Origin of the sequence: Acetivibrio cellulolyticus CD2 (assembly GCF_000179595.2) — a bacterium.
Classification (GTDB): Bacteria; Bacillota; Clostridia; order Acetivibrionales; family Acetivibrionaceae; genus Acetivibrio; species Acetivibrio cellulolyticus.
Genome location: NZ_JH556653.1, coordinates 301,384 through 325,252, shown reverse-complemented (window position 1 = coordinate 325,252; position 23,869 = coordinate 301,384). Strand labels below are relative to the sequence as shown.

At 35.8% G+C, this 23,869-nt stretch carries 17 protein-coding genes; 16 read left to right on the top strand and 1 reads right to left on the bottom strand.

Translation table 11 applies throughout. The features are described from left to right. Nucleotide 1: 1 nt before the first annotated feature. From ACECE_RS0203725 to ACECE_RS0203670, 11 genes are all read left to right on the top strand, one after another. Nucleotides 2–1,624 carry an alpha/beta hydrolase family protein gene (locus ACECE_RS0203725; RefSeq protein WP_010244257.1) on the top strand — a complete coding sequence of 541 codons (1,623 nt, stop codon included), beginning with the start codon at nt 2–4 and terminating at the stop codon, nt 1,622–1,624. 31 nt (nt 1,625–1,655) lie between these two features. Beyond that, entirely contained in the window at nt 1,656–2,309 is a 654-nt protein-coding gene (locus ACECE_RS0203720) for an MtnX-like HAD-IB family phosphatase (RefSeq protein WP_010244254.1), read from the top strand. Beyond that, nucleotides 2,306–3,382 carry an iron-containing alcohol dehydrogenase family protein gene (locus ACECE_RS0203715; protein ID WP_010244250.1) on the top strand — a complete coding sequence of 359 codons (1,077 nt, stop codon included), beginning with the start codon at nt 2,306–2,308 and terminating at the stop codon, nt 3,380–3,382. Before ACECE_RS0203720 ends, ACECE_RS0203715 begins: the two co-directional genes overlap by 4 nt. A 197-nt stretch (nt 3,383–3,579) precedes the next feature. Then, nucleotides 3,580–4,431, top strand: a complete 852-nt coding sequence (locus ACECE_RS0203710) for a transporter substrate-binding domain-containing protein (RefSeq protein ID WP_010244246.1) — start codon at nt 3,580–3,582, stop codon at nt 4,429–4,431. 75 nt (nt 4,432–4,506) lie between these two features. Next, complete coding sequence (locus tag ACECE_RS0203705; protein ID WP_010244243.1) at nt 4,507–5,217, top strand: amino acid ABC transporter permease; 711 nt, start codon at nt 4,507–4,509, stop codon at nt 5,215–5,217. Further along, nucleotides 5,201–6,025 (top strand): amino acid ABC transporter ATP-binding protein, encoded by an 825-nt coding sequence (locus ACECE_RS0203700; protein WP_010244240.1) that lies wholly within the window; start codon nt 5,201–5,203, stop codon nt 6,023–6,025. The genes ACECE_RS0203705 and ACECE_RS0203700 overlap by 17 nt, the downstream gene beginning before the upstream one ends. A 373-nt stretch (nt 6,026–6,398) precedes the next feature. Beyond that, a complete protein-coding gene (locus ACECE_RS0203690; protein WP_010244235.1) occupies nt 6,399–8,069 on the top strand; it encodes an FMN-binding protein in 1,671 nt (556 codons plus the stop codon). A 417-nt stretch (nt 8,070–8,486) separates the two neighbouring features. Continuing rightward, entirely contained in the window at nt 8,487–10,103 is a 1,617-nt protein-coding gene (locus tag ACECE_RS0203685; RefSeq protein ID WP_010244233.1) for a hypothetical protein, read from the top strand. A gap of 224 nt (nt 10,104–10,327) precedes the next feature. Further along, nucleotides 10,328–11,782: an NAD(P)/FAD-dependent oxidoreductase gene (locus tag ACECE_RS0203680; RefSeq protein WP_010244230.1), complete on the top strand. Its 1,455-nt coding sequence runs from the start codon at nt 10,328–10,330 to the stop codon at nt 11,780–11,782. Between the two features lie 29 nt (nt 11,783–11,811). Then, complete coding sequence (locus tag ACECE_RS0203675; RefSeq protein WP_010244228.1) at nt 11,812–13,053, top strand: NAD(P)/FAD-dependent oxidoreductase; 1,242 nt, start codon at nt 11,812–11,814, stop codon at nt 13,051–13,053. Then, nucleotides 13,043–13,411, top strand: coding sequence for a DUF1667 domain-containing protein (locus ACECE_RS0203670; protein WP_010244226.1), 369 nt, complete (start codon nt 13,043–13,045; stop codon nt 13,409–13,411). The genes ACECE_RS0203675 and ACECE_RS0203670 overlap by 11 nt, the downstream gene beginning before the upstream one ends. Nucleotides 13,412–13,610: 199 nt before the next feature. On the opposite strand, the gene polX is transcribed toward ACECE_RS0203670, so the two are convergent. After that, nucleotides 13,611–15,320, bottom strand: a complete 1,710-nt coding sequence (polX, locus tag ACECE_RS0203665) for a DNA polymerase/3'-5' exonuclease PolX (RefSeq protein ID WP_010244223.1) — start codon at nt 15,318–15,320, stop codon at nt 13,611–13,613. 314 nt (nt 15,321–15,634) lie between these two features. On the opposite strand from polX, the gene ACECE_RS0203660 reads away from it, so the two are divergent. From ACECE_RS0203660 to ACECE_RS0203640, 5 genes are all read left to right on the top strand, one after another. Further along, nucleotides 15,635–20,443 (top strand): RecQ family ATP-dependent DNA helicase, encoded by a 4,809-nt coding sequence (locus tag ACECE_RS0203660; protein ID WP_010244221.1) that lies wholly within the window; start codon nt 15,635–15,637, stop codon nt 20,441–20,443. Between the two features lie 170 nt (nt 20,444–20,613). Continuing rightward, nucleotides 20,614–21,141 carry a ferritin gene (locus ACECE_RS0203655; RefSeq protein ID WP_010244219.1) on the top strand — a complete coding sequence of 176 codons (528 nt, stop codon included), beginning with the start codon at nt 20,614–20,616 and terminating at the stop codon, nt 21,139–21,141. A gap of 210 nt (nt 21,142–21,351) precedes the next feature. Continuing rightward, nucleotides 21,352–22,236, top strand: a complete 885-nt coding sequence (locus ACECE_RS0203650) for an ABC transporter ATP-binding protein (protein WP_010244217.1) — start codon at nt 21,352–21,354, stop codon at nt 22,234–22,236. Nucleotides 22,237–22,241: 5 nt separating this feature from the next. After that, the gene (locus ACECE_RS0203645) at nt 22,242–23,036 is read left to right on the top strand and encodes an ABC transporter permease subunit (RefSeq protein ID WP_010244216.1); all 795 of its coding nucleotides are present in this window, start codon (nt 22,242–22,244) and stop codon (nt 23,034–23,036) included. 15 nt (nt 23,037–23,051) lie between these two features. Further along, nucleotides 23,052–23,846: an ABC transporter permease subunit gene (locus ACECE_RS0203640; RefSeq protein ID WP_010244214.1), complete on the top strand. Its 795-nt coding sequence runs from the start codon at nt 23,052–23,054 to the stop codon at nt 23,844–23,846. Nucleotides 23,847–23,869 lie beyond the last annotated feature (23 nt).

The window sequence follows — 23,869 nt, the reverse complement described above, 5'->3', positions numbered from 1 at the left end:
AATGTCAAAACTGAATGATCAACAATATTTGCTTTTAAGTCAGTTTGCATATGTTAAGGCAACAGTAGATCCACAAAAATTTGCGGATTATGTAAAGAACGGGTATACACTTAAAGATATTATTGGGGTTGAAGGAGAAAAGGATATTGATACCATACTTGGCAGTCCGGACGGTAAAATAATCCACAGGAATGGGAGGATAACGACTGCCGAGTTTGTTACAATTCTAACTACGATTGCTAACGATCCTGTGCTTGGAAACCTTAAACTTAAGGGGTATGAGAATGATGATAATTGTGGAGGAATGGTTGCTTATGCCCTGGAAGACGATTCCGGCAATACATATTTTGCATTTACAGGTTCTGAAGGTATGCTGGCTCAAGGAAAAACTGGGAATAACTTATTAAGTGAAGATTGGATAAATAATTATAGAACATGCCTGGACAATATGTCTTGCCAGTTCGAACCCTCCAGAAGGTTTGTTGAGAAATATAAGAGTAGTGCTGGAATAAACTATTTAACAGGACATTCTCAAGGTGGTGCAAATGCAATGTATGTTTGTGCATTTGTTGAGGGATGTACAGGTAAGATATTTAATGGTACAGGGATTAGTCAACTTCTAAGTGTTGAGCAAAGGCAAAGGCTTACAAATTCGGGTCTTATTAATTATGTTGCACATAACGATTTTGTAGGCGCAATGTTATTTCATAGTGAAAAAAGGGTGTTTGTAGAAGAAAGTGCTGAGTATTTCAGTTGCTCAAGTCTGGGCATAAACCACCAAACGCAGGCACTGGTTTTTAAGGATGGGAAAGCTGTTGAAGCACCAAGAACAGATATATCAAAGACTATTGAAAAGCTTTCACAAAGATATTTTATTTATAATACACTAATAGGTTCAGGGGCAAAGGATATTTTTAATTGTTTTGAGGAAATCTATTCTAGTAATGCTACAATAGGCATTACTGATTACTCCCAGGCTACAATAGATATGATAAGCGGTTTGATTAAGCTGCCTATAGACTTTTTAGTACTGATTGTTTCTTATGTTGACAGTATTGGAGAAATATCAGTTGAATCAATTGAGTCGGAATATGGTTTGGCCGCAGAATTAGCTTATACATATGTTTTGGCTAGTATTTGTCCGATTCTGTTCGTGGATGATTTTTTAAGAGCGTTAAACAAAAACAGCAAAGTGCTACTAGATAAAGCAAAGACGGAGTTTGAAAGTAAAGGAGCAACTATAGTAAAAGCATTGCATGAAATTGAAGATAAATTGATGCAATTTTCAAATCCATTAGGGAATTCACTAGGTGTCTTTGAAGTGGAAGTTCAAGCGGCTTGGAGCGAGCTGTTGACCTGCATAACATGCGTTTATAACGATATTGACAATATTAGAAAGATGGATGAAGCAGCTATTGATAGTTTTGTATATGAAGTAAAAAGTGATGTATCCGACTTTTTTTTAGTGGTTTCAAATAGAATAAAAAGTTTTCATTCCAACTTAATATGCGATGTCAACGATGGCATAAAAAAAGCAGCTCATGGCGTTAATTGGATTATAAATGAAGCAAAGGCAGAAATCGAATTGCATTATAAAGAGTTTAAAGACAGAACATTTATTTGACCTATGTAAAAAAGGCCTTGGAGGTAAATTAATGAAAAAGTTTGCATTTATTTCGGATTTTGATGGAACACTTTCAGCAAAGGATTTTTATCACATCATTATTGATAAATACTTGGGAAGAGAGGGTAAGGAATTCTATACTGAATGGAAGAGGACAAAAAAGATAAATGTTGAGTTCCTTAATAAGATATTTGGCTCTGTTAATTTAAGTGAAAAGCAGTTGTTTGAGGAAATAACAAAAATACCTATTGATGCTTATGCTGGAGACTTTATCAATAGGGTTAGGAAAAGCTGTGGGGATTTTTATATTGTGAGTGCCGGTACATCATACTATATTAAAATTTTACTTGAGTACCTTGGTATAAAAGATGTACAGGTAATCTCCATGGAGGGTGTGTACTCAAACGGAGGTATTAAAATAATGCCAGATTCAAGCAGTTTGTATTACTCTGATGTTTTTGGACTGGATAAGCGAAAATTTGTTGAAAGTATTAAAAAAGATTATGAATACATAATTTTTGCAGGTGACAGTGAACCTGACCTTGGAGCAGCAAAGGCTGCTGATATAGTTTATGCAAGAGGAGAACTGGTTGAATTGCTTCGCAGTGAAAATATTAGCTTTACGGCTTTTTCTGATTTTAAACAGATTGAAAACGATTTAATAGAAAAGGGGTATTTGGAATGAAAGCACAAATACATAAAATTTCTATTCCGGTTATTATGGAAGTAGGACCAAACAAACTTGGTGAGATGGATCGCTATATAACAAAAGCGGGAATCAGAAAAATAACTTTATTTTTAGGTGAGGGAATTAGAGATTTATTTGGTGAAACAATATTTCAAGCCCTCAATGGAAAAAAGGAATTGGAAGTACTAGAAGACAGTGATTGTAATGAGAATTCCATGGAATATATAACACAAAAGGCTTTTTCGATTCCTGCAGGTACCGAAGCTATTGTAGGAATAGGTGGTGGAAAAGTGCTTGATGTCGCTAAGTACATAGCTTTTTTAAATAACCTTCCATTTATTAGTGTTCCAACATCCACAGCGCATGATGGTTTTGCCAGTTCAGGATGTTCTCTGTTTATAAATGAGCGCAGAACTTCTGTACATGCTTCTATACCCTATGGAATTATTGTTGATACTGCTGTAATTAAGAAATCCCCTGAGAAGTTTATTTATTCGGGGTTAGGTGATATTGTATCAAAGGTAACAGCAGTATTTGATTGGCAGTTTGAAGAACAACAAGGTGTGACGAGAGTTGATGATGTGGCAGCAATGATAGCAAAAAAATCTGTCAATAGTATAGTAAGGATGCCTTATACCGATATAAAGGAAGACTTTTTTATTAAAGAGCTTGTTGATTCATTGACTATGAGCGGGATTGCAATGGAGATAGCCGGTAACAGTTCACCTGCAAGTGGTAGTGAACATCTCATATCTCATGCCCTTGACAAGATGACACGAAAACCTCAGTTGCATGGTATACAAGTAGGTATAGCAACCTATATCATGAGTATTGTTCAAAATCACCGACATGAAAGAGTAAGAAAGTTTCTTACAGATACAGGCTTTTTAAGTTTTGTAAAGACACTTAACCTTAATGCAGCCGATTATGTAAAAGCTATAGATATTGCTCCAACCATAAAACCAAACAGGATGACATATATACATGTTGAGGAATACAGGGAAAAAGCAAAAAAAGTCATTTATGAAGACGATGTGCTGGCACAGGTGTTTAATACGATCCAAGTGTAAATTGTCTGATTGTTTATGTAAACAAAAGCGGCAAATTAACAACTGTAGGAAACTTGAGCGTAAGATATTCTCCTTTATTGGTTCAAAATAATTCAAATTTTATGTTGACAATTATGTTTGGATACTATAATTTATATTTATGAAAATAGGAGCATAGAATGTATAAGTAAAAAAGGTTTGTTAAGGAGAATGGTATTATGAAAAAAGTCATTACATTGGTCATTGCGATGCTGGCACTATGCAGCTTTACGCTTGCAGGCTGCAGTTCGAACAACAAAAGTTCGAAAGTCAAAGTTATAAACATCCCATTAACTGAAGAGGAGTACGCTTTTGGAATAGACAAGAGTCAACCGGAACTTCTCACAAAGGTTAATGAATTCATATCTAAGATTAAATCAGATGGAACGTTTGACAAAATAAGCAACAAATACTTCGGCGATGGAACACCTGAAGCTGTTACGCCTTCAGTATTTGACAGTTCAAAGGATCAGCTTGTTATTGCCACAAATGCGGCATTTGAGCCATTTGAATATACTGTAGGGGATAAGTATTACGGTATTGACATGGAAATTGCATCACTTCTTGCTAAATATCTTGGAAAAGAGCTTGTAATCAATAATATGGATTTTGATGCCGTTTGCCTCTCTGTAGGTCAAGGAAAAGCAGACGTTGCAATGTCTGGTCTTACAATAAAAGAAGACAGAAAAGAGTATGTTACATTTTCAGACAAATACTATAATGCGTCTCAGAAACTTATCGTTAAGGAAGCTGATAATTCATTTGACAATTGCAAAACAGCGGCTGATATTGAAGCGATTCTATCAGGACTAAAAAGCGATGCAAAGATCGGTGTCCAGACAGGAACAACCGGCCAATTCTATGTTGAAGGCGATAAAGATTGGGGCTTTAGCGGTTTTAAGGTGAAATGTGTAGGTTATAAATCAGGATCTCTTGCTGTTCAGGATATGCTTAACGGAAATATCGGTTATGTTATTATTGATGAGGCACCTGCTCAAAGTATTACAAAAGCAATCAACGAACTTAACTAAAGGGATTCTTAAATAAAAAAATAATTCAATGCTCCTCAGGATATTGTGGGGCATTGAATTCTATAAGGGATTAATATGGGGAATTTTGATAAAAAGTTAATGAAATTTTGGGAAATATTTTACCAAAATGACGGCTACACAAAAGTCCTGGCAGGACTAAAAAATACACTTTGCATTGCTGTTTTTGGCCTTTTGATAGGAATTATCATTGGTACACTAATAGCTGTTGTTAAAGTAGTACCCAAATATAAAAGATTACCCAAAATACTAAATGGCATATGTGATTTTTATGTTGGATTGTTTAGAGGTACACCGGTTGTTGTGCAGCTTCTGGTAGCGTATTATGTAATTCTGCCATTGATTGGTGTAAATATGCCTGCACTTAATGTATGTATTTTGGTGTTTGGTTTCAATAGTGGTGCTTACGTCTCAGAAATAATGAGAGGCGGTATCATGTCTGTAGATCATGGACAGATGGAAGCAGGCCGTGCTCTCGGTCTTAGCTATAGAATTACAATGTTGAAAATCGTTGTCCCTCAGGCAATTAAAAACATACTTCCTACATTGGGAAATGAATTTATAGCCCTGATAAAGGAAACATCCGTTGTAAGTTTTGTGGGTACTGCCGACTTGTATGTTGCATTTAATTATATAGGCACAAACAGTTATGAATTTATGGTTCCATACCTTGTTATGGCTATAATTTATATTGTTTTAGTTATGATTATAGCATCGCTCATAAAGATAATGGAAAGGAGGCTAAGAAAGAGTGATAGACGTAATTAACCTTAGGAAAAACTATGGCAGCCTTGAAGTATTAAAAGATATTACCATTACCATTAATGAAGGTGAAAAGGTTGCCATCATAGGACCCTCCGGAAGCGGTAAAAGCACCTTTCTGCGCTGCCTTAACTGTATGGAAGACCCTACAAGCGGTGCTATTATATTTGAAGGTGTTGATATTGCTGATATGAAAGTTGATATTAATATTCATCGCCGTGATATGGGAATGGTTTTTCAACAATTCAACCTATTCAGCAATAAGACTGTTATAGATAATATAATGCTTGCACCTTTGTATATAGAAACGCATGATTTTTACATGAAGAAGTGCAAGAATTTCTTTATAAAAATTACAAATACGTTTACAAAAAATAAGAAAGCTTTATATGAAATTAACACTTCACGAGGCAAGATAAAAGCAGATGTAAAAGAAAACGCTATTAGTCTGTTAAAAAGAATCGGACTTGAAGATAAAGCTAATGTTTATCCTTCAACTCTTTCTGGTGGCCAGAAACAAAGAATAGCAATAGTGCGTGCACTTGCAATGAACCCAAAAGTCATTCTGTTTGATGAGCCAACTTCAGCGCTTGACCCTGAGATGGTCGGCGAGGTTCTTGAGCTTATCAAGCAACTTGCAAACGAAGGAATGACTATGGTTATCGTAACTCATGAAATGGGATTTGCAAAAGAGGTCGCTACCAGAGTATTGTTTATGGATGAAGGAAAGATTCTTGAGGAAAACACACCGGAAGAAATCTTTTCAAACCCTCAAAATGCAAGAACCAAGGAATTCTTATCAAAAGTGTTATAAATATCTTTTTAGAGTACTTATGGAACCACTTTCATAAAATAAGTATGTACAATGTAAAGCTCTTGATATCAAGGGCTTTTTGTTTTTTGAGAAATTATCCAGCCTAAAAAGCAATCTTTAAGACTACTTTAAGCTTTTGAATTTATACTGTGTAATAGTGATCCAAATATTAAAGGAGAGAACCTGCTATAGTGAAATTCGGATTTGTCAAAGAAAGTTTTAACATTTGCAACATTAAGCCATATGTAGATATAATTGAAGCGGAGTTATGTTGTAAAGCTCAAGGAAGTTATTACAGTAAGAACCTAAAATGTTTGCAGTTCTTTTATTTTGGGTATAAAAACAAAAGGATATTTAGAAGTGAGGTATTATTATGAGCGCAAATAAAAAAAATTCGCTTTTACTAATTGTAAGATTCATAATCCAATTAATCTTTTTTATAATACTGCCTGGTATATATATAAATGCGTTTGCGGGTATAAAGCAAATTTACATGGGTGTTATAAACCAGAGCTTTAGCTTCGTTGGCAATCTGCCCCAACTTATAGAAGTAATAGCAGTAATCCCTGCAACTATTGTTTTTGGAAGGGCCTTCTGTGGATGGATGTGTGCATTTGGAACTCTAGGAGATATGCTTTACTTAATTTCGAATAGGTTCTTCAAAATTAAGTTTAAAATGAATGAAAAACTCGATAGAGTACTAAAATATTTCAAATTTGTTCTTCTAGCCTTTTTGATTGCTGTTGTATGGACCTTTGATATAACGATTTTTACAGGAGCAAACCCATGGAATGCATTTGGAGTGCTTGCAACATTCGGCAAATTCCCTGATGTTTCTTATGCTTTAACGGAGTTCACAATAGGTACTTTGATATTAGTGGCAATTATTATAGCATCATTTTTCGTTGAAAGGTTCTTCTGTCGTTACCTTTGCCCATTAGGTGCAGTCTTTTCAATAGTATCTAAGTTGAAATTTGTTAAAATTAGTAAACTATCACAGAAATGCGGTTCCTGCAGAATATGTACCAATAGCTGTGCAATGGGTATTCAGCTTTATAAACATGACAAAATAGATTCAGGAGAATGTATTCATTGTTATAAGTGTGTTTCAGCATGTCCGCGTAATAATGTAGCTATAAATATAGGTAAAGAGGATATGCGTACCGGTGTTGCCGCTGCTTTAGCAGTTACCTGTATGACAGGTTTGTATTATGCAGGAACCATAGCATGCAATGCTTCAGGCACTGTAAATACTATAACTTCAACTAAAAGTACTTCGAAGTCATCAGAATCACAAATATATGCTGACGGCACGTATGAAGGATCTGGTACAGGCTTTAGAGGAGCTGTTACAAATGTGTCGGTAACTATTGAAAACGATATTATTAAGGATATTAAGGTGGTATCCTATGGAGATGATGCTCCATACTTTAACAGGGCTTATAATTCCATCGCAAATCAGATTTTAAGTTCACAATCCACGGAAGTTGATGCTGTTTCAGGTGCAACTTATAGCAGTGTTGGAATAATGGATGCAGTAGCTGATGCGTTGGAGAAGGCAAAGATTACACCAGTAATTGCATCATCGGATGTTGAAGAAAAAGTGACAGAAGTACCTACTCCAACAAGTGCTGCTTTGGAAAGTACTCCCGTAAGTGCTGATTTTGAACCAACTCAAGCTAATAATTCAAATGAACTTTCGAAAAGCGATAACAATGCAAATAATGAAAATTCTGAGAACGAAGCGAAGAGTACAGAAAATAGTAAAAGTATTTACAAGGATGGAATGTATGAAGGCTCTGCCAGAGGTTTCAAAAGGGGTATTACTACAGTTTCTGTAGTTATAAAGAATGATAAAATCACTGATATAGAGGTTGTATCACATGGTGATGACAGGCCATTCTTCAATTCTGCATATGCAGTAATAGATGAAATGCTTCAAACCCAGTCAACCGATGTGGATGTGGTATCTGGCGCAACATATAGCAGTATGGGAATCATGAACGCTGTAGAAGATGCACTCGAACAAGCGAGAACCCAGTAAATGACAAATTAGAATTATTGTTTATATTATATTTTAAAATATGTACAGTTTGAATAATACAAAGTAAACCCACGCTTGAATACATGATTTGTAATCAAAGTGGGTTTTTATGTTTGGGAGTACTTTGTTACTACTTGAATAATATTGTAAAAAAGACTAAAATATTAATATACGTGAGTTGCCATGAAAGTATTTGCGTGGCAAAATTGACTTCGGTTTTTATAAATCACCTTATTCAATGAAGCTTATTTTAATGACCTCAGAGATTGACGATTCAAGGCGACAATAATTATGAAGTATTAGGATAGTCCGACATTTTGAGAGTGTATTATCCAGGAAGATAAGTAATATATAAGGAGGAGTCTTAAAAGAAATGTATTAATGCAATGTTGTTTTGGACGGGGAAGGAAAAGATTTATGAGGTCAAGTAATAAGGAAATAGAGTTAAATTTAAAGGCAGCAAGAAAACCAATTGGATTTACTGCAATACTTTACATAATCGTAATTGTATCTGGAATACTGTTTAGAATAGGCTCCTACATACAGGACAGAACTCTCTGGTATGATGAAGCAATGCTTGCTAGCGCAATAATTCAGCGCGGTTTTGGTGGGTTATTTGCACCGCTTGATTATTCACAAAGTGCACCTCTTGGGTTCCTAACAATCGTAAAGAGTTTTGTTGTTATCATGGGAAGTTCTCAACATGTTTTGCGGCTGTACTCTCTTTTGACCGGTTTATTATCAATTAGGCTTTTTTATCTTCTTTTAAAAAATTGGGGGTTCAAAAGGCCTCTGTTAGGAGTTGCCTTTTATGCTACAATTTCTCCGCTTATTTACTATTCTACCGAATTAAAGCCATATATGCAGGATGCTTTTTTTACAATTCTGGCTTTATATCTCTACCAGCTTTATATTGACAAAAGGCTTCCTTTATGGATATATATGCTGTTTTGCTTTTTAGCGGTATGGATTTCGTTTCCGGTAATTTTTGTGATCGGAGCAATTACATGCTTCAATTTCTTTTCAAGTATAATCAGGTTTATAATAAATCTGTTTACCAGAGACGAAGAAAAGCGAAGGGAAATAGCAAGGACTTTTTTTAGTGCCGTAATCTTTGGTGCAATAGCTCTTATAGGTTTTGGCATTTGTTATATTGTTTATACCCAAAGGGTTTCAGGAAACATTGACGGGATGTCTATGGAATATTGGAAACATCTTTATTTTCCACTCATTCCGAAAAGTCAATCGGATTGGGACCTGATATATCTTATGCTTAATAATTATCTTAACTTTGTTTTTTCAGGAGCGTTTCCTCTTGCAGGTATTCTATGGATAGGTGGAATTCTGCTCTTATTTGTCAGAAAAAACAACCTTGGAGCATATAGTATTCTGACCATTCTATTTACATTAATTGCGTCTAATATGAAACAATACCCTATTCAGGACCGCTTATTATTATTCTTAGTACCTTTTACAGTGATTGCAATCCTTTTCTTTGTGGAAGTTCTGCTGGATATGCTGAGGTGGAAGCCGTTTGAAGTCATAGTTTTTATATTGATTATCGCATTAAATTATGGGTCATTAAAATATACAGATGTTAATAGCATGTACAAAGAAGGTCAGGAAGCATCCAAACTGATTGATTATCTTAATAACAACATTGAAGAGGATGAAAAACTTTATATTTTCGCCAATGCAATACCAATTTATGAATATACTTCGGGATACAAGCAGCATTTAGAGCAATTTCCGGAGAAGGTTTTTGAATCAGGCCAGCTGATTTATGGCTGCAAATACTGGGACCTTAAGTGTGAGCCTTACAAATACATTACTTCTATTGATGAAGAACGCCTCGAGGAAAACGTTGAAGCTATTATAAAATACCCTAAGGCATATGTATTATTCTATCATCATGGTGCTGATGCAGAATACTATTTGACCTCTGAATTAAGAAAATATGGGACAGTAACTTATTTCATGCAAGATAACGATACTCCTTTGTACTACTTTGTGAGGTTTGCGCATCTTAACTAAGTATTCTCCATATTTCCTTATTTACGATGTACTTTTTAGTAATCATATTCAATTGCACTTATTTTCGTGATATAATTTTTTGTGGATTATCTTTTGCATTTGTCTATTGAGGCGCACTTAGGTTGAAGCTTTTGATATTTACTCTGTCAAATGTAAGATTATACTTAGGAATGCTGAAAATATAACTTCGGCTATAATTTTTAAAAGGAATGGATAAATATTGCATGGAAAATTATTTTGATATAATCATTGTGGGAGCAGGTGCGGTAGGCTGCGCCGTAGCTAGAGAACTCTCGAAATATAAGCTTGATATTGCAGTTTTGGAAAAGGAAAGCGATGTTGCAGCTGGTACAAGCGGCAGAAACAGTGCTGTTGTTCATGCAGGATTTAATAACAAGACCGGAAGCCTTATGGCCAAGCTTTGTGTAGAAGGAAATTTGGGATTTGAAAAAGTATGCAAAGACCTCGATGTACCTTATAAGAAGACTGGGAAACTTGTTGTTGCATTTGATGAAGGTGATCTTAAAGGCATAGAAAAACTGATGGATGCAGGAAAAAAGAACGGTGTACCAGGGCTTGCTTTTATAGACGCAGAGGAAGTCAGGAGACTTGAACCGCATGTGGGAGGCATTGGAGCAATGTTGTCGCCAAATACGGCGATTACCAACCCTTTTATATATACTGTTGCATTAGCTGAAAATGCTTGTGCAAATGGTGTAAAATTCTATTTTAACTCTGAAGTTCAAGGTATAAGCAAGCAGGAAAACAAGTTCCGCATTAGTGCGGGTGGAAGGTATTATTATTGCAAATACATTGTAAATGCAGCCGGACTTTACTCCGATAAGGTTTCTTCTTTGGCAGGGGATCCAAACTATAAGATCTATCCTTGCAGGGGCCAATACTATATTTTAGATAAACGGACAAGCAAGTACCTGAATATGCCTGTATACCCTGTACCGAGGCCCGGAATTGGAGGACTTGGAGTTCATCTAACTCCTACAATTGAGGGGAATATATTGATAGGACCCAGTGCGGAGTATATAAAAACAAAATCAGATTATGCTGTCACAAAGGATGTCATGAATCAGCTCTTTAGTGAGGCAAAGGAATTGCTGCCTCCTATCAGAATTAAAGATGTTATCAGAAATTATTCCGGTATCAGATCTAAGCTGGTTGGACCCAAAATAGGCGGATTTGGCGATTTTGTTATTGAAGAATCACAGGTTGTGAAGGGGCTTATCCAATTGATAGGCATTGAGTCACCAGGTCTTACGTCTTCTGTGCCAATTTCCCGGATGGTAAGAGATATTATAGGAAATAAGGAAGACCTTTTAGAAAAGCCTGACTTTATCAATAAAAGAAAAGGCATTGTTGAGTTTCGTCAGCTAAGTGCAGAGGAAAAAGACAGGTTGGTAAAGGAATGCGCTGAATACGGGGAAATAGTATGCAGGTGTGAGCAAATCACAAAAAGAGAAATTATGGATGCAATTGAAAACCCCCTGGGTGTGAAAACTTTGGCAGGGATCAAATACAGAGCACGGGCTATGATGGGAAGATGTCAGGGCGGTTATTGTCTCACCAGGATTGTTGAGATACTTACAAAAGAATATGGTATTCCAGTAGAAGAGATAACACTAAGAGGTAAGGAATCCAAGCTGTTTGAAGGAAGCGTCAAATAGAAGGGGCGAATAATTTAGGAGTGAGCAAAATGATAATAGATAAAGATGTGGTTATCATTGGAGCTGGACCCGCAGGGTTGGCGGCTGCAGTGGAACTTGGGAAAAATGGAGTGAAAAAGCTTGTTGTCATAGAAAGGGAGCCATTTGCAGGAGGGATACTTAATCAATGTATTCATGATGGATTTGGCGTTATAAGGTTCAATGAAGTATTGACTGGCCCTGAATATGCACAGAGATATATAGATGAAGCAGAAAAATTAGGTATTGAAGTGCTGACGAGCTCTACGGTTATTAATATGAGCCGGGATAAAGATATAACTGTACTGAGTCCAAAGGGGCTTATTGTATATAAAGCAAAGGCTGTTATTCTCGCTATGGGATGCAGAGAAAGGACAAGGGGTGCTCTTGCAATCCCGGGTACGAGACCTGCAGGAGTTTTTACTGCGGGAGTGGCTCAGCATTTTGTGAATCTCAAAAATATAATGATTGGAAAACAGGTTGTTATTCTAGGCTCCGGGGATATTGGGCTTATTATGGCAAGAAGGCTTACGCTAGAAGGTGCAAAGGTTATTGCGGTGGTCGAAAAAATGCCTTATTCAAACGGGCTTGCAAGGAATGTTACACAGTGCCTGGAGGATTTTGATATTCCCCTTTTGTTGAGCCATACTGTTACAAGTATTGAAGGAAAAGAACGTTTGAAAAGCGTTACGATTGCAAAGGTTGATGACAAAGGGGAGCCTATACGCGGTACATCCAGGAAAATTGATTGTGATACCCTCATACTTTCTGTAGGACTTATTCCTGAAAACGAATTATCTAAAGATGCAGGTGTAAACTTAGATGATATTACTCAGGGGGCAGTAGTTGACGAAAACCTGCAGACCAGCATTGAAGGTGTATTTGCCTGCGGGAATGTATTGCAGGTTCATGACCTTGTTGACCATGTTTCCAATGAGGCTGAGAAAGCAGCTAGATCTGTAATTAGCTATCTTGACAGCAAGCATGTACAGCAAAATAAAGTTACTGTGAAAGCGGGAATGGGTGTCAGATATGTAATTCCTCATTCTATATCGGGAGAAAAGGATGTTACTTTTTCGATGAGAGTGGATAGACCATGTATTGACAGAAGACTGACTTTCAGAAACTGTGGAAATATAGTAAAATCATTTAAATTTAAGAAAATGAATCCTTCCGAGATGGTGGTAGTAAATTTGAAGGCATCGGAACTCCAAGATGTTGAAAGTTTGGAGGTATCAATAAATGAAGATTAAGAAAGAAATGACCTGTATTGTGTGTCCAAACGGGTGCAAGCTGGAAGTGACTTGCGAAGATACTATAATTGTAAAGAATGCTCTATGCCCGAAAGGTGAAGAGTATGCACGCAATGAGATGATTAATCCTGTAAGAAATGTAACTTCTACAGTAAAGGTTAATGGAGGAGTGTTGCCTTTAGTAAGTGTGCGTAGCAACAGGCCTGTTCCCAAAGAAAAAATGTCTGAGATTGTTCAACTTCTTAAAGAGATTGAAATCGAGGCTCCGGTTGAGTTCCATTACATAGTGCATCGGGATATACTTGGTACTGGGGCAGATATTATTGCAACACGAGAAGTGAAAAAGAAGAAGGCATAATAGTTAGGTGCTGCTAGGTTTGAAATGGACCTAAGCCGCACATTGTGCGGCTTAGGCATCTATGAGAAGTCGGATTCATGATAATTTATTTTTAGTCGTATTGTCGGGATATGATGGAGAAGTTATTATCAATGCCCATTTTGTCTAAAATTTAAGATGTTTTAAATTGTATGAAAAATAGGTTTGACAATTAAAAATGCTAGCGTCCTATTAACTTTAAAAAATCTTCAATACTTCTGGTGTTAACTATATCATCCTTTTCAAGCCATCCTTTTCTAGCAGTATTTACACCGTATTTTATATCATCAATTCCTTCAAGCCTGTGAGCATCTGGACATATAACGAATTTGCAGCCTTCATATCTTGCACCTTTTAACAGCCTCCAATCCATATCCAGCCTGTGAGGATTTGCATTAATCTCCAGAATAACCTTTCGTGATGCACATGCTTTTATTACCTCATTTATGTTTATTTTAAAAGGCTCTCTTGAAAGTAAAAGTCTTCCTGTTGGATGCCCTAAGATAGTAACATATTTATTGCTAATTGCCTTTAAGACCCTTTCGGTCATCTTATCTTCATCTAATGTGAAGGATGAGTGAACTGATGCAATAGTAAAGTCAAAGCTAGACAGAACATTATCAGTATAGTCAAGACTTCCATCCGGAAGGATATCTAATTCTATACCCTTCAAAATAGTAAAATTAGTGTACTTTTCATTTAGTTTGTCTATTTCTTCATGCTGTCTTTTTATATCATCCTCTACCAGTCCACCAGCATAATATGCGGACTTGCTGTGATCGGTGATTCCAAGGTAGGTATAACCTTTATTCATAGAGAACTTCACCAATTCTTCTATAGTATTGGCACCATCACTGTATGTAGAATGTACATGAAGAATTCCTTCTATATCATTATGATCAACAAGACATGGAAGTTGATTATTGCTTGCAGCCTCAAGTTCGCCGTTGTTTTCCCTCAGTTCAGGCTCAATATAATCCATACCAAAAACTTTAAAGATGTCCTTTTCATCACTGCATTTTATTGTTTCATTTCCCTTAAAAAGGCCGTATTCATTTATTTTTATACCTTGTTGCTTTGCAATATGCCTTAATGCTGTGTTGTGTTCCTTGCTTCCTGTAAAATGGTGAAGAGCATATGGGTATTCATCATCACTCACTACTCTCAGGTCGACATTTATTCCATCTTTAAGGATGACAGCGGATTTCGTTTCTCCCTTTGAGGTAACACTACTTACAAGCGGGTGGTTTGTAAAAAGAGCCATTACAGCTTCAGCATTATTACTGCTTGCCAGTATATCAATGTCTTTTACAGTTTCTTTTTTTCTCCTGAGGCTGCCGCCCTCACATACTCTTATAACCTGTCCACTTTCTTTTAGCGTAGCTATAATCATATCAGCAAGTGTTTTGGCAAAAGGGTAATAAAATTGGTTAGAATATTTATTTAAGTTCTCGATTCCCTCAAGTATTTTTTTCTGAGTCTTTTCACCAAATCCCGCAAGCTTTATAAGTCTGTTTTCCTCACAAGCATACTTTAACTCACCTATAGTAGTTATTCCGAGTTGTTTATAGACTGCAGCCACTTTTTTTGGTCCGAATCCAGGTATCTTAAGCATTTCTACCAGACCATGAGGTATACTTTTCTTAAGATTTTCATAATATTCAAGCTTACCTGTTGTAACTAATTCGGTTATTTTTTGAGTTAAAGCATTTCCGATTCCCTTTATTTCCTTTAGGCGATCATTTAAAATCAATGCCTCCAGATCTTCGTCCAAAAGCTCTATAGTTCTAGAAGCATCATAGTATGCCTTTGACTTAAAAAAACTCTCACCTTGTATTTCAAGAAGAAGTCCAATGTCATTTAGAATATTACTTACTTCATGCTTATCCATTTGATGCCTCCATATGCAAGGATTATATAGTTATGTTGCCCCAATTCAGTAAAATTCACAACTATGAAGTAAGAAATCGGAATAAAGTATTAAAACTTGAAACTTTTATCCTGATAATTTGGCCTATATGGGAGGAAAGACCATAGGTAATGTAGGTGCGTGTATTTGTAAAATGACTGGAATTTGAGATACGTTTTCAAAATCAAAAAGAGCAAGCAATCTTTACCAATTCTGTTTTTAGGGTTATAATTATAAAATAAAGAAGCTTTCAATAAATTTACGAGCCGTTCAAAAGCTTTTTTAGGGGGCAGAACATGAACTCTATCGTTTTTATTGATACCGAAATTGAGCTAAATAGTGGAAGGATCCTTGACATTGGGGGGATTAAGTGGAATGGTTCTTCATTTCACTCAAATTCTGTTGCACATTTTATTGAATTTCTGAACGGTTCAGAATATGTTTGTGGTCATAATATATTTAATCATGATTTAAAATATATCAAAGATGCAATTAATTCTGCCCATATCAACAATTTGAAGTTTATTGATACTTTGTTTTTTTCTCCGCTTCTGTTTCCAACCAGACCTTATCATGCTCTATTAAAAGACGATAAGCTGCAAACAGAAGAACTCAACAATCCGCTCAATGATTCAATAAAGGCCAGGGATCTTTTCTTTGACGAGGTTGCAGCTTTTCAAAATACAGATGATATATTAAAACAAATCTATTATTCATTATTAAAAGACAAAAAGGAGTTTTGTTCTTTTTTTAATATCGTTGGATTTAAAGAAAATGCTATAAATACTGAAAAAATGATTATGGAGAAGTTCTATTCACAAATATGTGAGCAGGCTAATTTGAATGACATAATATCAAAATACCCCATCGAATTAGCCTACTGTTTGTCATTGATAAATACAAGAAGCCGTTATTCAATTACTCCGCCATGGGTGCTAAAAAATTTTCCTACAGTTGAGAAGGTCATGTTTCTACTAAGAGGCAATCCATGTTTGTGCGGTTGTACTTACTGCAACGAAGCGCTTGACATTTATAAAGGTTTGAAACGGTTTTTTGGGTTTGATTCCTATAGAAAATACGCAGGTGAAGCATTACAGGAGAGAGCGGTCAAAGCAGCTGTTGACAGGAAATCGCTTTTGGTTGTGTTTCCTACCGGTGGAGGAAAGTCAATTACTTTTCAAGTACCGGCATTGATGAGCGGAATTAATTCTAAGGGCTTGACTGTTGTTATTTCTCCTTTGCAGTCATTGATGAAGGATCAGGTTGATAATCTGGAAAAAGCAGGTATTACAGATGCTGTTACTATAAATGGTTTGCTTGACCCTATTGAAAAGGCTAAATCTTTTGAAAGAGTTGAAAATGGGTCTGCTTCTATACTGTATATTTCTCCTGAAGCTTTACGTTCAAAGAGTATTGAACGATTACTACTAGGAAGAAACGTTGTTAGGTTTGTTATTGATGAAGCGCATTGCTTTTCGGCATGGGGACAGGATTTTAGAGTGGATTATTTATATATTGGTGATTTCATAAAGTCAATTCAGGAAAGGAAAAACCTGGAGGAAGGAATTCCGGTTTCGTGTTTTACTGCTACAGCAAAACAAAAGGTAATTGAGGATATCAGGGAGTACTTCAGGCAAAAGCTTTCTATTGAAATGGAGCTTTTTACTTCTGGTGCATCAAGGAGCAATCTGCATTATAAGGTATTTGAAAAAGATAATGAAGAAGAAAAATACAATACGGTAAGGGATTTGATTGAACAGAAGAAATGTCCAACCATAATCTATGTTTCAAGAACAAAAAAAGCTTATAAGCTGGCACAAAGATTAACACACGATGGTTATTCGGCAAAACCGTATCATGGAAAAATGGATAAGCAGGAAAAAAGCGAAAATCAGGATGCATTTGTTAATGGTGAGGTTCGGATTATGGTTGCAACATCTGCTTTCGGTATGGGAGTTGATAAGAAAGATGTTGGAATGGTTATTCACTATGAGATATCAGATTCCCTTGAAAATTATGTTCAGGAAGCAGGAAGGGCTGGCAGGGATGAAACTATTTCTGCTGACTGTTATGTTCTGTTTAATGATGAAGACCTGAACAAGCATTTTATGCTGTTAAACCAGACTAAAGTGAATATCGAAGAAGTACAACAGGTATGGAGGGCAATAAAAGATATTACCAGATTACGTTTAAAAACATCTCAATCGGCGTTAGAGATTGCACGAATGGCTGGGTGGGATGAAAATATAGGTGGAATAGAAACAAGGGTAACAACAGCAATTGCAGCGCTGGAAGATGCCGGATATGTTAAGCGTGGACAGAATATGCCAAGAATATTTGCGGATAGCATTCTATCCAAAAATGCCCAAGAGGCAATTGACAAAATCAATACATCAAATAGGTTTGAAGGAAAGCAAAAGGAAAATGCAATTCGAATAATTAAGAGTTTAATTTCTAGTAGAAGCAGAAAAAGTGCATTAGGAGAAGAAGCTGAGTCTAGAATTGATTATATTTCAGACCATCTAGGTATTACCAAGGAGGATGTAATTCAAACTGTAAATCTGCTACGGGAAGAAAAAATATTGGCTTTTACGAAAGATTTAGGAGCATTTATAAAGAGAAAGGAAAACAAAAACCGTTCACTTGTCATATTAAAAAGTTTTGTACGTATTGAAAATTTTCTTTTGACTATTTTTACTAATGAGGAAAAAACATTTCATATTAAAGAGTTAAACGAGCAGGCTGAAAGTTTCGGCTGTAAGGACGTAACTCCCAGGAACATTAAAACTGTCATAAACTTTTGGGTGATCAAAAATTGGATAAAGAGACAAAGTACAGGTTATTCATCAAACTATATCACAGTGCTTTCTCTTTATGATAAAGATTTGCTTGAAGAAAAGCTTACGCAAAGACATGACCTGGCACAATTCATTTTGGAGTATCTTTACGATAAAAGCAATACAAGTATAAGGAATGAAGAAAGTAACAAAGAAGAAGTTATGGTTGAGTTCTCGGTTTTCGAGCTGAAAGAAGAATTTGGGCTGCAACTGACATTTTTTAATACGAAAATTGATGTTGAAGACGTTGAAGATGCACTTTTTTATCTGTCCAGAATCGGAGCATTGAAAATAGAGGGCGGATTTATGGTTTTATATAATCCTATGTCTATTGAACGTATTGAGAGGGACAATAAAAAGAGGTACAAGATAGAGGACTATCAGAAATTAAAGGAATACTACGAGAATAAGGTGCAGCAAATTCACATTGTCGGAGAGTATGCGAGGAAAATGATCAGCGATTACAAAGATGCATTGCAGTTTGTAGATGATTACTTTCAACTGAACTATACTTCATTTTTAAATAAATACTTCAAGGGAAGCCGCCAAAATGAAATCAAACGAAATATTACACCAACAAAATTCAAACAACTTTTTGGAGAACTTTCGCCCACCCAATTAAAAATTATTACTGATAATCAAACAAAACACATTGTTGTGGCAGCAGGGCCTGGGAGCGGTAAGACCCGCGTTCTGGTTCACAAACTTGCTTCATTATTATTAATGGAAGATGTCAAGCATGAACAACTTCTGATGGTGACTTTCTCAAGGGCAGCTGTAACTGAATTTAAAAAGCGTTTGTTGAAGCTGATTGGTAATGCTGCCAATTTTGTTGAGATTAAAACATTTCACTCCTATTGCTTTGACTTGTTAGGAAGGGTTGGAACACTGGAAAAAACGGATGAAGTAATAAAAGAGGCTATTAGGAGAATTCAAAGTGGTGAAGTTGAAGCCGGCAGAATAACCAAAATGGTTTTAGTTATAGATGAAGCTCAGGACATGGATGCAGACGAGTTTGCACTTATTAACGAATTGGTTGAACAAAATGAGGATATGAGAGTTATTGCAGTTGGGGATGACGACCAAAATATTTATGAATTCAGAGGTGCAAGTTCTAAATATCTGGAACATATGATAAAGGTTCAGAACGCTGTTATGTATGAGCTAATTGAAAACTATAGAAGTAAAAGTAACCTTGTTGATTTCACAAATCAGTTTGTAAAGAAAATTTCACATCGTTTAAAGAATATACCTATTTATGCAGTACAGAGAGATAATGGCAGAATCAAACTGATTCGGCACAGGAGTCGCAACCTGATCACGCCAATGGTTTATGATGTTCTCTCAGAAGAACTTTCAGGATCTACTTGCGTTTTGACCAGGAGTAATGAAGAAGCTCTGCAGATTGCCGGATTGCTTGTGAAGTTTGGAATGCAGGCAAAACTTATTCAATCCAATGAAGGGTTTAATATATATAATCTTTTGGAAGTTCGATTTTTTCTAAGCCAGCTCAATTTGGAGGAAGACACTTATATGATAGGCGAGGAAAATTGGGCAAATGCAAAGCGGAAATTGATAGAAAGGTTTTACGGCAGCTCAAATTTAGAAATGTGCCTAAACATCATTAAGGATTTTGAGGCTACCAATCCAAAAAATAAATACAAATCGGATTTGGAAATTTTTATACGGGAATCAAAAATAGAAGATTTCTTTGGCGAAAAAGCCGAGACCATATTTGTTTCAACAATTCATAAGGCCAAAGGCCGAGAGTTTGAAAATGTCTTTCTTATGCTTGATCAATTCGATGTCTGTACAGACGAAGGGGTAAGACAGATTTATGTTGCTATGACAAGAGCTAAACGAAACTTGACTATTCACTATAACGGAACTTATTTTAACTTCATAAAAACAGAGAATCTTAAAATAGTTGAAGATAATGAGGTTTATTTACCTCCGGATCAATTGGTAATGCAGTTAACTTTTAAGGATGTTTGGCTGGATTACTTTTTATCCTGCCAGAATCTAATATCACAACTTAACAGCGGAGACGAACTTACAGTTGACGGAGAATGCTGCCTCAATTCAAAAGGGCAGCCAGTTATAAGATTTTCAAAGCACTTTTTAAACCAGATTGAGGCTATGAAACAAAAAAGCTATGTGCCAAAAACGGCTAAAATCAGGTTCATTGTATATTGGCAGAAGGAAGACTCTGAGTATGAAGTTAGAATTGTTTTACCGGAGGTTTATTTTGAAAGAACGGATGGATAATTCCTTAAAAAGTTTGAACCTTAGTATGTACTCTGATTAGAAACGGAAATTTTTTTATGATAATTGAGAAGAGGTAAAAATTAATATGAAACGTTTCAGATTAGTTATTTGTGGGTATATTTTTGTTAGGAAAGAATAACTATAAAGTTGTTGAAAGGATGAAAGCTAACATGATTAACGAAAAACTTGAAAAATTGTTAAATGATCAAATTCAAAAAGAATTTTATTCTGCATACCTTTATCTTTCTTTTGAAGTATACTTTACATCAAGAAATCTAAACGGTTTTGCCAATTGGTTCAGAGTACAGGCAATGGAGGAGAGAGATCACGCAATTATCTTCTTGAATTATTTGAATCTTGTGGGGGGACGTGTAAAACTTCAGGAATTACCAGCACCTGAATGGAATTTCAATTCTATTGAAGAAGTATTGACCAAAGCACTTGAGCATGAACGCTTTGTAACAGGTTCCATTTACAGTATTGCTGATCAAGCTATTGAAGATCGTGATCATAAAACGAATTCATTCATAAAGTGGTTCATAGATGAGCAGACTGAGGAAGAAGCCAATGCAGAACAGAATCTCAGCAGTATTAAACTGATAGGCGAGAATGACGGAAAAGGTATATTAATGCTTGATGCTGAATTGGCAAAGAGAGTTTATGTTGTTCCGGCACCTCTAGCTGCAAAAGGACAGTAATTTACTGCTTGTGCAAGCAGTACTTGCATAAATGGAGGTTATTTGAGGAAAAAAGTACAGGAATGTCAATTAAAAACTTTGAGTTTATATGCTAATTTAATACTTATTTGCAGGATTTTATGATATGCTATCTTCGAGAGTTCTATTATACTCTCAGGATAGTATATTTTTAATTGAGGGAAAAATAATACAGCATGGGAGGTTTCAGATATGAATGTTATCGAAATTAAAAACCTGACCAAGAACTATGGTAAATCGAGAGGGATTATTGATGTTAGCTTTAATGTCGAGGAAGGCGAAATTTTTGGGTTTATTGGCCCTAACGGAGCGGGTAAGTCTACTACAATCAGGACCCTGCTATCTTTGATTTATCCAACCAGTGGCAGTGCTGAGATTTTTGGAAAGGATTGCATCAAATTTGCTCCCGAAATTGCCAGAGATATTGGTTATTTACCCTCGGAAGTATTTTATTACGATAAAATGAAGGTTATTGACCTGTTAAAATATTCTGCTAGTTTTTATAAAAAGGATTGCAGCAAAAGAATCAAGGAACTGGCTGAAATAATGGATTTAGACCTCAAGAAAAGAATTGATGATTTGTCCTTTGGAAATAAAAAGAAGGTCGGGATTGTGCAAGGCCTACTTCATGAGCCAAAGCTGATTATACTTGATGAGCCCACAAGCGGTCTTGATCCTCTTATGCAGCAAAAGTTCTTTGATTTACTTAAGGAGGAAAATAAAAAAGGTGCAACAATTCTCCTGTCGTCCCATGTATTAAGTGAAGTTCAAAGGTTGTGCACACGCGTAGCCATAATTAAAGAAGGCCGAATTATCAAACTGGAAAAAATGAGTAATTTGACAGAGAATAATTATAAGAAGTTCAAGGTTGAAATGAAATCGGAAGTAGACCCAAACTATTTCAACATTGGTGGCGTGAGTAATCTTGAAATAAAGGATAAGTCAGTGAGCTTTTTGTTTAAGGGTAATGTCAACTTGATAATGAAAAAGATTTCGGATGTGGAAATATCCAATGTCTGGATAGAGGAACCAAGTCTTGAGGAAATCTTTATGCACTACTATGAAAAGGAGGCCTGAGGGTTATGAATATATTCCTGCATGAACTGAGGGCTTACCGCAAATCTGTAATTATTTGGTCACTTTCCATGTCTTTACTGGCAGTTATGTATATATTTATTTTCAAAGGCCTTGGAGAGGATATAGAATCTTTTAAAGTCTTTGTGAATAACATGCCGGATGTAATGAAAAAGGTTTTCAACTTATATTTAGGCAACATTTCTACACTTGTTGGTTTCTATTCAATTGTATTTCCGTTTGTTGTATTGTGTGGAGCAATTCAGGCAATGAATCTTGGAATAGCCATTGTATCAAAAGAAATACGTGACAAAACTGCGGATTTCCTTATGACAAAGCCTGTAAGCCGTGAAAGAGTGCTGACCTCAAAGGTCTTGGCAGTATCGTCTTCACTGGCAATAACGAATATTATTTATCTGGGATTGACGATTTTGTCTGCAACAGCTATAGTTGGTGACTATAATCTAAAATTATTTCTGATGATTTCAGTTACATTATTCTTTATACAATTGATGTTTATGGCTATTGGAATTATTGTTTCAGTTATAGCAGGTAAAATCAAATCAGTGATTTCCATATCCTTAAGTACGGTGTTTGGGTTTTACATCATTGGAAATCTTGGATTAATTATTGGGGAAGAAAAAGTAAGATATATATCCCCTTTCAGGTATTTTGATGCTGCTTACATTATTCAGAATGCTGCGTATGAAGCCTCTTACGTCATTGCAGGAATTATTTTTGTTATTTCAGCTATTGTGGGAAGTTACCTGATATATAAGAAAAAAGACATCCATGCGGTTTAAGGAGGGAGCGAGCATATGAATATTTTTATAAGAGAATTGAGAGCTCATAGGAAATCACTTATTATTTGGAGTGTTGCAATATTGCTCATGGTTGTTTCTTCAATGGGTAAGTTTTCTGCATATGCCCAATCAGGCCAGTCAATGAATGAGATTTTTTCCAATATACCTAAAACAATAAAAGCTGTATTGGGAATGGGTAATTTTGACCTGACAAAAGCCAGCGGATTTTATGGTATGTTTTATTTATATATACTGCTAATGGCTACCATTCATGCTACATTGCTTGGAGCTAACATCATTTCAAAGGAAGAACGGGATAAAACTACGGAGTTTCTAATGGTTAAACCTGTTTCAAGATTTGAAATTATTACCGCAAAGCTTTTGGCAGCACTTTTTAATATTGTTGTATTTAATGTTGTCACACTGATTCTTTCGATAGCCATTGTTGGGAAATATGCCAATGGTGAGCAAATAACAGGTGAAATAGCTATATTGATGCTCGGAATGTTTATATTGCAGCTGGTATTCTTATCAATAGGTACAGGGATAGCAGCTGCAAGCAGAAATCCCAAAGCAGCTCCGGGTGCTGCTACAGTGGTGCTCTTGGTTTCGTTTGTTCTTTCATCAGCAATTAGTATGAGCAGTAAACTTGATGGTTTGAAGTATATTACTCCGTTTAAATACTTTGAAGCCGAAAATTTGTTGGATGGAGGAATACAACCTGTTTATGTGATTTTATCATTAGTAATTATTGTTGTAATGGTTTGTGTAACTTATGTGTTTTATAAAAAGAGAGACTTAAATGTTTAGAGATTAATTCATAGGTTGTGATT

Excerpts from the sequence above, each read along its gene's own strand:
- ACECE_RS0203690 (WP_010244235.1), top strand. The coding sequence starts at position 6,399 with ATGAGCGCAAATAAAAAAAATTCGCTTTTACTAATTGTAAGATTCATA.
- ACECE_RS0203710 (WP_010244246.1), top strand. The coding sequence starts at position 3,580 with ATGAAAAAAGTCATTACATTGGTCATTGCGATGCTGGCACTATGCAGC.
- ACECE_RS0203640 (WP_010244214.1), top strand. The coding sequence starts at position 23,052 with ATGAATATTTTTATAAGAGAATTGAGAGCTCATAGGAAATCACTTATT.
- ACECE_RS0203660 (WP_010244221.1), top strand. The coding sequence starts at position 15,635 with ATGAACTCTATCGTTTTTATTGATACCGAAATTGAGCTAAATAGTGGA.
- ACECE_RS0203655 (WP_010244219.1), top strand. The coding sequence starts at position 20,614 with ATGATTAACGAAAAACTTGAAAAATTGTTAAATGATCAAATTCAAAAA.
- ACECE_RS0203645 (WP_010244216.1), top strand. The coding sequence starts at position 22,242 with ATGAATATATTCCTGCATGAACTGAGGGCTTACCGCAAATCTGTAATT.
- ACECE_RS0203675 (WP_010244228.1), top strand. The coding sequence starts at position 11,812 with ATGATAATAGATAAAGATGTGGTTATCATTGGAGCTGGACCCGCAGGG.
- ACECE_RS0203720 (WP_010244254.1), top strand. The coding sequence starts at position 1,656 with ATGAAAAAGTTTGCATTTATTTCGGATTTTGATGGAACACTTTCAGCA.
- ACECE_RS0203685 (WP_010244233.1), top strand. The coding sequence starts at position 8,487 with ATGAGGTCAAGTAATAAGGAAATAGAGTTAAATTTAAAGGCAGCAAGA.
- ACECE_RS0203680 (WP_010244230.1), top strand. The coding sequence starts at position 10,328 with ATGGAAAATTATTTTGATATAATCATTGTGGGAGCAGGTGCGGTAGGC.
- ACECE_RS0203705 (WP_010244243.1), top strand. The coding sequence starts at position 4,507 with ATGGGGAATTTTGATAAAAAGTTAATGAAATTTTGGGAAATATTTTAC.
- ACECE_RS0203715 (WP_010244250.1), top strand. The coding sequence starts at position 2,306 with ATGAAAGCACAAATACATAAAATTTCTATTCCGGTTATTATGGAAGTA.
- ACECE_RS0203650 (WP_010244217.1), top strand. The coding sequence starts at position 21,352 with ATGAATGTTATCGAAATTAAAAACCTGACCAAGAACTATGGTAAATCG.
- ACECE_RS0203725 (WP_010244257.1), top strand. The coding sequence starts at position 2 with ATGTCAAAACTGAATGATCAACAATATTTGCTTTTAAGTCAGTTTGCA.
- ACECE_RS0203670 (WP_010244226.1), top strand. The coding sequence starts at position 13,043 with ATGAAGATTAAGAAAGAAATGACCTGTATTGTGTGTCCAAACGGGTGC.
- polX (WP_010244223.1), bottom strand. The coding sequence starts at position 15,320 with ATGGATAAGCATGAAGTAAGTAATATTCTAAATGACATTGGACTTCTT.